The sequence below is a fragment of the Flavobacteriales bacterium genome (assembly GCA_013001705.1).
GTDB lineage: Bacteria > Bacteroidota > Bacteroidia > Flavobacteriales_D > JABDKJ01 > JABDLZ01.
Map to the genome: position 1 here is coordinate 1 of JABDLZ010000144.1, position 10,623 is coordinate 10,623.

Consider the following 10,623-nt stretch of genomic DNA (forward strand, 5'->3'; position numbering starts at 1 on the left):
AAGGAACACTCCAAGAGACCTATCGATTGGGTATAAAAAAGCCCCGCATCAGCAGGGCTCCTTTATTCGTTAGGTCGCTCGGTAAAATCAATTCAAAAAGATCTTGCGCGTCATCAACTCATTCTGACTTTGAAGCTTGATGATGTAGATGCCATATCCTAGGTCCGATTTGTCCAGACGTAGATAATTGAGTCCTTCGAACATGGCAACATTGGATGTCCAGAGCACAGACTTGCCACTCATGTCCATCACTTCGATATCGAATGCCTCATCGCGGGCAGCGCTCACTACCAGCTGGATCTGATCCGATCCTTCAGGGCTGAGTGCAGAGATGATCTCGAATCCCACTCCATCGCAATCGTTGACAATAGGGTCAAAGGTCTCAGACGTCCCATCGAAATCCGTCTGAGTAAGTCTGTAATAGGTCAATCCACGGAAAGGGTTATTGTCCAAGTGGGTGTAGTCATTCTGCGTACTGGAGTTACCAGCTCCGTGTATCATGTCTGCGAAGGTCTCCCAGATGATACCGTCTTCAGAACGCTCCAAAGTAAAGTGTGAATTATTGATCTCAGATGCAGTAGACCAAGTCAATTCCACCGAACCATTGCCTTTACATTCAGCATTGAAGGAGAGCAGGTCGATCGGAAGCGGGTTGGTCGAACTGGAAATGGTCCATGAGCGGAAGAAGTCCGCATCGCTGATGATAGGGACGGTCGAGATGAAGTTTCCAGGTGCATTGGGTACCACCAATCCCGTCAGGTTGAGATCCAACCAGCGGTCTGAAGTATTGTTGTAGCGCTGGATGATCATGTTCGTCTCCACCATTGTTCCTTCTAGTTCATCTTCATCATAGAACAGGGTAAGCACCATAGAAGGTTTGGTGGTATAGTTAACGGCATCAATGATCCAAAAACGATCCATTGCAAATAACTCTCCGCCAGGCGCACCACTCGGATGCTGATTCATGTGATTCACATCAGAGGGAGCATTGGCCACTACGTCATCGTGATGGTATGTAGAGAATTCGATGCTTCCACTTCCAGCCGCACCACCAGAAATAACAACATTAGGTGCAACATAATCCAATCCTCCTCCGGTAGGACTTACAAAGGGAACAGTGTAGGTACCCGTAGAGTTATCAATATTCCATTTGACGATATGATACTCATCTTCGGATAGGATGGCAGGACCACCTGGAGCTCCTCCATCGGTCAACGCATTCGAATCCGGATTGTCGATGACGAGATACACTGGATTGGCTGAAGAGCCATTTGCAAACGACAGTCCGATATTCCCTTCAAAGATCATACGAGCTTGAGAATAACCAGAAATCGAGAGTAATGCTGTGAGGACGAGGGTAAAGAATGTCTTCATGAACGCGGTTTTATTCTCAATTATCCTTGGGACCTCTATGCTTTGACGCTCTAAGCAAGTCTATGACTATCAGCTTAATATAGACATCCCTCTACACAAATCTAACACCTTTTCAGTTACTTGACGTACTTTTTACCATAAGGTTGCCTGTGCATAACATCCAATGATTATCTCGGACCTGTATTTTCGGAGCCGTGATCCTACGCTCCATATCTCCTCAATTACATCTTCATTCGAATGGCCACGGCCCAGATATCCACGCCTTTGGAGCGGTCGATCTGCTAGAAGTACATGATCCTATCGGGGCCTGGGATAGCGCACGGGAATTCATCAGAAAGAACGAAGGGAAATTCATTTGTGCCGCCTTTTCATATGAATTGAAAGATGACCTGGAAGCCTTGGGGTCGAACAATCCATGCGCCATTCCATTTCCATCATTGTTCCTGTTCGTTCCGGATATCGTGTTTTCCTGGGAACTCGGTGAATTGAAAGTGCTTCAACTGAATAGGAGAGAATTAGATGTGGAGGGTCTGAAACAAGAACTTTTCACACTATATAACTCTCCTCCGGTAGAGACTATCAAAGCCTATTTCACTTCGATAGATAGATCACGCTATATCTCCCAAGTGGAATCTCTTAAAGCACATATCCAACGGGGAGATATCTATGAGGTGAATTACTGTCAGGAATTGACCATTGACTCTCAGAATATCGACCCCTGGGTGACATTCCAAAGACTCAATTCAATGACCCGAGCACCCTTTGCCTGTCATCTTCGCGTAGAAGACCTCCACCTGCTTTGCGCAAGTCCGGAGTTATTCTTGGAGAAATCTGGGGCTACCGTACGCTCCAGACCTATCAAAGGGACCCGCAAGCGGGACCTCGACCCTAGGGAAGATGAACGACTGAAAAAAGAACTCGCATCCGACATCAAGGAGCGGGCAGAGAATATCATGATCACCGACCTGGTACGCAATGACCTATCACGCACTGCTCGATCACAGAGTGTAGAGGTCGAAGAACTCTGTGAGGTATATTCCTTTGAGACGGTACACCAGATGATCAGTACTGTTCGTTCCGAATTAGCCGAAGAACATGACCTGATCGATCTCCTGAAAAGTTGCTTTCCCATGGGCTCGATGACCGGAGCTCCTAAGATCAGAGCGATGGAGTTGATAGAAGAGCATGAGGACTTCAGACGAGGTATCTATTCGGGATCAGTTGGTGTGATCACTCCGCAAAGGGATATGACTCTCAACGTAGTGATACGGAGCATCCTCTATGACGATGCCCAAAAAAAGGCCAGTGTGGCTGCAGGAGGTGCGATCACTGCTCTCTCAGAGCCCGAGCAGGAATACGAGGAGTCCATCCTAAAGGCGCGAGCAATGATGGCCGTATTGGGAATCGACCTATGAATCCGGAGGCATTGGTAGGCTGACGAAGAATGAAGTCCCTACGCCCTCTTTGCTTTTGAACCAGATACGTCCTCCGGCCTGCTCCACGATATTCTTACTCATGGCCAGTCCCAGTCCTGTTCCTGTACTCTTGGTGGTGAAATTGGGTACAAAGATCTTCTCATGCATATCCTCAGGTATTCCGGTACCATTGTCCCGAACCTCCAAGATATACTGATGCCCCTTGGACTGAAGATCGACCACTACCTTTCCCTCTTCTTCATCTGGTATGCTCTGTATGGCATTCTTGATCAGATTGGTAAGAAGGCGCGTTATCTGATCCTTATCGGCTATGATCTCAGCATGAGCATCGACTTGATTCTCCAGAAAGAGCTCCACCTTGGGTTCTTCACTGAATAGATCGACCACCTGATCGACCAGTACACCGATTGCAAATCGCTCATTCTGTGCCTTGGGCATCTGTGCAAAATCGCTGAAGGCCGTTGCAATTGCGCTCAATGTGTCTATCTGCTCAATGAGCATATCGGTACTGCGCTCGAATCGTTGTTCCCAATCCTCTCCACGATCCTGAAGACTCCGCTGTAGGTACTGTATACTCAGCTTCATCGGAGTGAGGGGGTTCTTGATCTCATGGGCCACTTGTTTGGCCATTTCCCTCCAAGCACTCTCGCGCTCACTTTTTGCGAGAAGTTCGGCATTGGCCTGTAGTTCCTCGACCTTGGCATTGTATTCCTCCACGAGGCTGGCTATCTCATCCGTACCGGAATACTCGATGGGTTTATTGGTCTGATCCAACCGGATCGCTGCTAGATTATCTTTCAACATCTGCAAGGGACGGGTGACCCAATTGCTGATGAGCACCGCTACCAGGATCGACATCACAAAGAGCAGCACCAGTACATTGATGACTGTCACAACAAATCGAGATAGATCGTCTTCCAATTCCTTCTGCTTGGCGAAATAGGGCAGGTTGAGATAAGCAAGCACGTTCTTCTCACTATCCATGAATGGCACATAGGCCGATAGATAGTTCAGACCTCCGATCCGTTCTTCATGTATGTATTTGCTTTCTGCATCGAACCTCAAGGCTTTATAGGCTCCAGGGTCCATCTGTTCGGATATGAGGCCCCGATTGAAGACCTGAGGTCTAGAAGATGCCATCAATTCTCCATCCAATTGATAGAGATTGATATCAGTGAAGAAGACTTTGGCGAACTTATCCAGATAGACCTCCAGTTTCTCCCTATCTCCGATAGCCTGTTCTTTCTCCAGTTTGTGACTCAGTTCTATGAGCACCGAAGAAACCTTCTCAGATAGGATCTTCTCATTGTTGGCGGTATGTTGAGAGAGAATGTAGTAGTATGCCCCTAGGCCGAATACGAAGAGTGACGTGAAGAGGATGCTGATCACTAGGAACTGGACCTTATACTGAAGATCGGCTCTTGGCCAGCGTTGCTCGATGAGTATGCGCTCGATGAAATAGGCCAGACCTATCATCAAGCCTAAGAAGCAGAACAAATATGTGAAGGTGGTCAAGCGATCGATGAATGATTTCCGCGGAGTGGAGATGATGTAGGTGTCCTGTCCTCTATCGAATGGGAAATGCCAATACCCTTGCTCCTGATAGTATCTGGATCCATCATCCATATCCTGCGACCACTCGAGTCGATAATCGAAATCTCCGTAGGAATCCACCAGTTCGCGCTCGTGATACTGCGCAAAGGAGTACTGGGCCATATCCTTACCACTTGTAGGATCCCCCTCGATCAATAGCTCAGGAAATCCAAGGTCTTCTGGGATGATATTGAGCTCGAATAGTCCTAGTACGACCTTGTTGGCATCCAAGCGTTTGAAGAAGACATAGTTCAAGCCCAATTCCTCTTGGGATATACGGCTGAATCCCATATCCACTGAATCAGGGAGATCCCGAAAACCACTCTGACCCAACTCCGCTGGACTGACCCGATCGAATGCTAGGTCATACTTCGTCCAATATCCATTGAAGTAATCCTGACGGAACTGGATGAGCAGGCGCTCTTCATTGAAGGGGGTTTTCGTGGCCAATTGCCATATCAAGCTATCTCCTTCCAGTCGGTCCCGCATGTCATCGAAGAGAAGTTCAGCTACTTCGTCCTCTCCTTCCATCAAGCGTTCTGCCACTATGGCCAGTTGCTCCCTATCATTCTTGATGATGTGCTTCTCCAACATATGAGAAGCATAGAGGGACAACAATGCCATGGCTCCGAGCACATAGACCAATCGAGGGCCTCGCAATCTCACCCGATGCATGAGCATGAAATAGGTGAGGATCATCCAGGGCCAAAGCACCTTGATGAGATCGACCACACCATAATAATGATTGATAGCGATGAGACCTGACCCCATTGTCAGATAGATCACCCAGAGCTTCTTGCTCGAATCAATGGTCCTCAGCAGGAAATCGGTCAAGGCTTGAGCCAAGAACAACGCAGCTATGAGATAGGAGCCGATACCCAGCAATCCGACAATACTGAACAGGTCGAGGTCGAAAAAATTGCTGATGTCGAAATTGATATCGGTCCGGAGTATCAATTCTTTATAGAGCACGTCCAATCCACGGGCTCCGATGAAATAGCCTACTAAGAGTACGTGGAACACCGTCCATTGTCCTTTCCAAGCAATGCGATCCGTCCATTTGCGGAAGACATAGCAGAGCAGCAATAGCAAGAATGCATTGATCACCAGAGCTCCAGGGTCGGGATGTAAATAGGAGTGCCCGAGGGTAAAGGCTTGGAACAGACTCAGGTCTCCAAGCAATTCCAAGGGATTCCAGACCAAGGTCAGCATCCTGAACACCACGATTCCCAGTGCCCCTAAGAAGAAACTACTGAGTCTGGCATCTCTCTGAAAGAGTCTATCGAACAGTGTACGGACGAGAAAGAACAAACAGAGTAGTATACTCGCTAGGATCCAGATTCCCGAGGTCTCTTGATGAAGTGAATCCTCATCCAGAGATAGATAGAATAGTACGTGGTCCTCGAGGTCCAGAACCGGTTCAGATCGTTGATCTGCAGCAAAAGTCACCTCCGGGTGGTGCTCTACCTGGAAGTAGGGGTGGAATTCATTGACGAGGTAGCGATTCTCATAGAGGTACTCATACTTCATCAAGAAGAGTCCGAAGAAGACCCGATCTCCGGCCTCTCTGCGCTCCATGAGGTACCACCCATTGGCCAAAAGGATGCACGGCCCTGAGCGATATAGATCGGGCAATAAGTCCACTTGGGGAACGGAGCTGCTGCTCCAAGCGACCAAGGAGTCTTGATGAAAAACGAAATAGGAGGAGCCCAACTCCTCATAGCTGGATTTCGATTGCTCGAAGTGCTCGAAAAGCTCCTCATCCCCGTAATCGAGCAGTGTGACTAGTTCGTTCCTTAAGTTGCCTTGTGCTTTTTGTACGCCTTGTTCTATGCGATCCACCGTATACCTCAATGAGGCCTCACTGGATGAATAGTAGTCAAAGGCGATAGCCCCGATGAGCAAGATCAAGGACCACACGATGAGTATGGGCCGAGTGCCTACAAAAAGTATAGAGGGGTCTTTAGCTGATCTCACCGTGAATCAAAGAAAACGATTCAGCCGATCGGCCGCTAAGACTATGCCATAAAGATCAAATGATCAGTTGAGCGCTTCAGCACCTGCCACGATCTCCAGGATCTCACCCGTGATAGCCGCCTGACGGGCCTTGTTATAGGTAAGCTTGAGATCTCTCAAAATCTCCCCTGCGTTATCGGTGGCTTTGTGCATGGCCGTCATACGAGCACCATGTTCAGCTGCATATGAATCGAGAATGGCCTTATAGAGCTGAACCTTCAAGGATTTGGGAATCATATCCTTGACGATCTCTTCTTTATTTGGCTCGAAGATGTAATCCAGTGAGGTATTCTGCGTGTCCTCAGGGTCGACCTCAGGTGGAAGGATTGGAAGGAATTGCTCGGTCTTTACAATCTGCGTAGCGGCATTCTTGAAGCTGTTGTAGATCAAATGGACCTGATCATACTTCCCGGAAGCGAACTCGTCCATGACTTCTTGAGCGATCTCGGAAACAAAACTGAAATTCAAGTTCTCGAAGATGTCCACCGTATTGGCCTTCAGATCGGCATTGATGGTATTCTCCTGTTTCTTGAAGTAGTCATTGGACTTCTTACCGATCGCAAGGACCTTATACTCGACACCCGGATTCTCTTGGGACCACCGAATGGCCGCTTTGATGATATTGGCATTGAATGCACCCGCCAGACCCCTGTTAGAGCTGATAGCGACCAAAAGGACCTTTTTCAACTCACTCTCACGCGCATAGACATTCTCTGAAGTATCCAAGCTAGAGCTCAGATTTCCGAGTATCTCCTGCAATTTGTTCGCATAGGGACGCATCTGGACGATGGCATCCTGAGCTCTTCTCAGCTTGGCTGCAGATACCATCTTCATAGCAGAGGTGATCTGCTGAGTCGATTGTACCGACTTGATGCGGGTCCGTATTTCCTTCAGATTGGCCATTAAGCGTAATTGGCTGCTAGATCAAGGGCGACTTTTTCCAAAGTGCCGGTGATGTTATCATCCAGTTTTCCTTGGGCCAATTGATCCAGCACTTCCTTGTGGCTGTTCTCCATGACCATGAGGAACTCTTTCTCAAACTCCTGTACCTTATTTACAGGCACATTCTTCAAAAGACCTTTGGTACCACAGTAGATGATAGCTACCTGCTGCTCCACACGCATGGGAGAGTTCAGTCCTTGCTTGAGGATCTCCACGTTCTTTGCTCCTTTATCCAGGACTGCCATAGTCGCTGGGTCCAGATCCGAGCCGAATTTGGCAAATGCTTCCAACTCCCTGTATTGGGCCTGATCGAGCTTCAATGTTCCTGCAACCTTCTTCATGGACTTGATCTGAGCCGAACCACCTACTCGCGATACCGAGATACCCACGTTGATCGCAGGACGGACACCGGATAGGAATAGATTGGATTCGAGGAAGATCTGTCCATCTGTGATAGAGATCACGTTGGTAGGGATATAAGCTGATACATCTCCTGCTTGAGTCTCGATGATAGGCAGTGCGGTCAAGGATCCACCACCTTTCACCTTTCCTTCCAATGAAGGAGGCAGGTCATTCATCTGCTGAGCAATCTCATCAGTGGCATTGATCTTGGCCGCTCGTTCGAGAAGTCTGGAGTGCAGATAGAATACATCTCCAGGATATGCCTCACGTCCCGGAGGTCTTCTGAGCAGAAGTGATACCTCACGGTAAGCCACCGCCTGTTTAGAAAGATCATCATAGACGATCAATGCCGGACGACCTGTATCTCTGAAATACTCACCGATAGCAGCACCTGCAAACGGAGCGTAGAACTGCATAGGAGCCGGATCAGAGGCATTGGCAGCTACCACTACAGTATAGGGCAATGCACCGTTCTTCTCCAAGGTGTTGACCACTTGGGCCACGGTAGATCCTTTCTGACCTATGGCCACATAGATGCAGAATACCGGTTCACCTTTATCATAGAATTCCTTCTGATTGATGATGGTATCGATACACACGGCCGATTTACCAGTCTGACGGTCACCGATGACCAACTCACGCTGCCCTCTTCCGATAGGGATCATGGAGTCGATCGCCTTGATCCCGGTCTGTAGGGGTTCGTTTACCGGTTGACGGAAGATCACACCTGGCGCTTTACGCTCCAGTGGCATCTCAAAGGTCTCGCCTTGGATCGGTCCTTTACCATCTATCGGATTTCCGAGGGTATCGACTACTCTTCCGAGCATGCCTTCACCTACATTGATGGATGCGATACGACCTGTACGCTTGGCCTTGTCTCCTTCCTTGATCCCTTCTGCCGTACCTAGCAGTACAGCTCCTACGTTGTCTTCTTCCAAATTCAGGACGATTCCTTGTAGGCCATTCTCGAATTCGATCAATTCACCGGATTGCACATTGGACAGTCCATACAGACGGGCGATTCCATCACCTACCTGTAGCACTGTTCCTACCTCTTCCAAGGTGGCATCGGATGACACTCCGGCCAATTGCTCTTTGAGAATCGCTGATACTTCAGCTGGCTTGACTTCTGCCATTTTACTATCGTTTGAGCAGACTTAGAGGTCTGCTATGTATTGATTCTTATTGAATTTCTGACGGTACTTCTCCAACCGCCCTACTACGCTCTGGTCGACCATCTTGTCACCTACGGTGATGATGAATCCTCCGATAATGGATGTGTCAACTGTTTCTTTGAGCTGCACCTCCGAACGGCCATCTATCTGCTTGACCACACGTAGTACTTCGTTTCTCTCTTCCTCGCTGAGCGGTATCGCGGAGACGACCTCGGCCCGCACCACTCCTTTGAGGACGAGATATTGTTTCTGGACCTCTTCGGCCACATCATCGATGAGGTGTTCACGATGCTTCCTGACTAGGATATCTATGAACTTCTGGCTCATGGCACCGATCTTTCCTGCAAAGATCTGTTGCAGGATGACCAGCTTCTTATCCCCTTTTACAATGGGACTATCCAGAAGTAGGGCCAGTTCGCGATTTTCATCCACGGTATTGCGAACGAGGGTCATATCCTCATGCACAGATTCCAATTGCCCTTCATCCTTGGCCAGGCTGATGAGCGATTTGGCATATCGGGAAGCTACTCGCGTCTCTTTCATATCAGCTTAAGTTGATATCCTTTACGAGGTCATCAATGAGCGCTTTCTGCTCATTGTCGTCAGCAAGCTTCTTGCGGAGGACCTTCTCAGCGATATCCAGGGAGATATCAGCTACCTGGTTCTTGAGTTCGGTCATAGCGGCCATCTTTTCGTTATGGATATCAGCCGTAGCTCTATCCATAATGGCCTGCGCCTTCTCCTTTGCTTCCTGTTCTGCCTTTGCAATGGTCTTCTCTCGGATCTCCTTAGCCTCTTTGAGCATCTTGTCGCGCTCATTTCGCGCCTCCTTGAGAAGATCCTCATTGCTGGCTTTGAGCCGGGCCATCTCCTCTTTTGCCTCTTTGGCAGACTGGAGGGCAGACTCGATATTCTCTTCGCGCTGACGAAGAGCATCAAGAATAGGCCTCCATGCCATCTTCTTCAGAAGGAAGAGGACGATGAGGAATGTAAGGGTCATCCAGAAGAGGAGACCGATACCCGGACTGAGTAATCCTGCGAGAATCATCACTTGACTTTAAATAATCTCACAGTACGACCAAGAAAGCAACAACGATACCGATGATCGCGGCTCCTTCTACCAGACCGGCAGTCAAGATCATATTGGTACGGATGTCGTTGGCCAACTCTGGCTGACGTGCCATGGCCTGAACGGCATCACCACCGATCCTTCCGATACCGATACCTGCACCGATCGCTGCCAATCCAGCACCGATAGCTGCAAGTCCAAGGTGAATAGGTGCTGCTTCTGCTGCGCCTTGAAGTAGAATGTTCATTAATTCCATTTCTGTTTATTTATATGTAGTTGTTATTCAAATTCTGTTGTAGTTCCATCAATGATGCGCCTCTTCCGTTGCCGCTGCAAAGTATGTTGCAGACAACAGGGTGAAGATGAATGCTTGCAGGAATGCTACGAGCAATTCCAAGAAGGTCACGATAATCGATAGGATGACTGATACGACTCCTGTACCCCAACCGACAACGGGTGCCTCTCCATTCTTACCCATGATGAAGATCAAGCTCATGAATGCCAAAATGGTGATGTGTCCAGCGGTGATATTGGCAAATAGTCGAATGGCGAGTATCAGCGGCTTCAAGAAGACTCCGATGATCTCGATCAATGTAATGATAGGAAGCAATGGCAC

9 protein-coding genes are annotated in these 10,623 nt (G+C 48.5%); 1 reads left to right on the top strand and 8 read right to left on the bottom strand.

The annotated features are described in order from the left end of the window. Window positions 1-87 precede the first annotated feature (87 nt). Window positions 88-1,374 (bottom strand): T9SS type A sorting domain-containing protein, encoded by a 1,287-nt coding sequence (locus tag HKN79_05935; GenBank protein NNC83097.1) that lies wholly within the window; start codon window positions 1,372-1,374, stop codon window positions 88-90. Window positions 1,375-1,568: 194 nt separating this feature from the next. Here HKN79_05935 and HKN79_05940 point away from each other — a divergent pair, with 194 nt between their 5' ends. Further along, window positions 1,569-2,789 (top strand): anthranilate synthase component I family protein, encoded by a 1,221-nt coding sequence (locus tag HKN79_05940; protein NNC83098.1) that lies wholly within the window; start codon window positions 1,569-1,571, stop codon window positions 2,787-2,789. Here the strand turns inward: HKN79_05940 and HKN79_05945 are convergent. From HKN79_05945 to HKN79_05975, 7 genes are all read right to left on the bottom strand, one after another. Then, window positions 2,784-6,380: a GHKL domain-containing protein gene (locus HKN79_05945; GenBank protein NNC83099.1), complete on the bottom strand. Its 3,597-nt coding sequence runs from the start codon at window positions 6,378-6,380 to the stop codon at window positions 2,784-2,786. The two genes, HKN79_05940 and HKN79_05945, sit on opposite strands and share 6 nt — an antisense overlap. Window positions 6,381-6,443: 63 nt before the next feature. Continuing rightward, window positions 6,444-7,322: an ATP synthase F1 subunit gamma gene (atpG, locus tag HKN79_05950; protein ID NNC83100.1), complete on the bottom strand. Its 879-nt coding sequence runs from the start codon at window positions 7,320-7,322 to the stop codon at window positions 6,444-6,446. Next, window positions 7,322-8,899: a F0F1 ATP synthase subunit alpha gene (locus tag HKN79_05955; GenBank protein NNC83101.1), complete on the bottom strand. Its 1,578-nt coding sequence runs from the start codon at window positions 8,897-8,899 to the stop codon at window positions 7,322-7,324. The genes atpG and HKN79_05955 overlap by 1 nt, the downstream gene beginning before the upstream one ends. Before the next feature lie 21 nt (window positions 8,900-8,920). Continuing rightward, window positions 8,921-9,481: an ATP synthase F1 subunit delta gene (atpH, locus tag HKN79_05960; protein ID NNC83102.1), complete on the bottom strand. Its 561-nt coding sequence runs from the start codon at window positions 9,479-9,481 to the stop codon at window positions 8,921-8,923. A gap of 1 nt (window position 9,482) precedes the next feature. Further along, entirely contained in the window at window positions 9,483-9,986 is a 504-nt protein-coding gene (locus tag HKN79_05965; protein ID NNC83103.1) for a F0F1 ATP synthase subunit B, read from the bottom strand. Between the two features lie 19 nt (window positions 9,987-10,005). After that, window positions 10,006-10,263 (bottom strand): ATP synthase F0 subunit C, encoded by a 258-nt coding sequence (atpE, locus tag HKN79_05970; protein ID NNC83104.1) that lies wholly within the window; start codon window positions 10,261-10,263, stop codon window positions 10,006-10,008. A gap of 48 nt (window positions 10,264-10,311) precedes the next feature. Next, window positions 10,312-10,623 (bottom strand): F0F1 ATP synthase subunit A (locus HKN79_05975; GenBank protein NNC83105.1); only part of this gene is annotated, 312 nt, incomplete at its 5' end.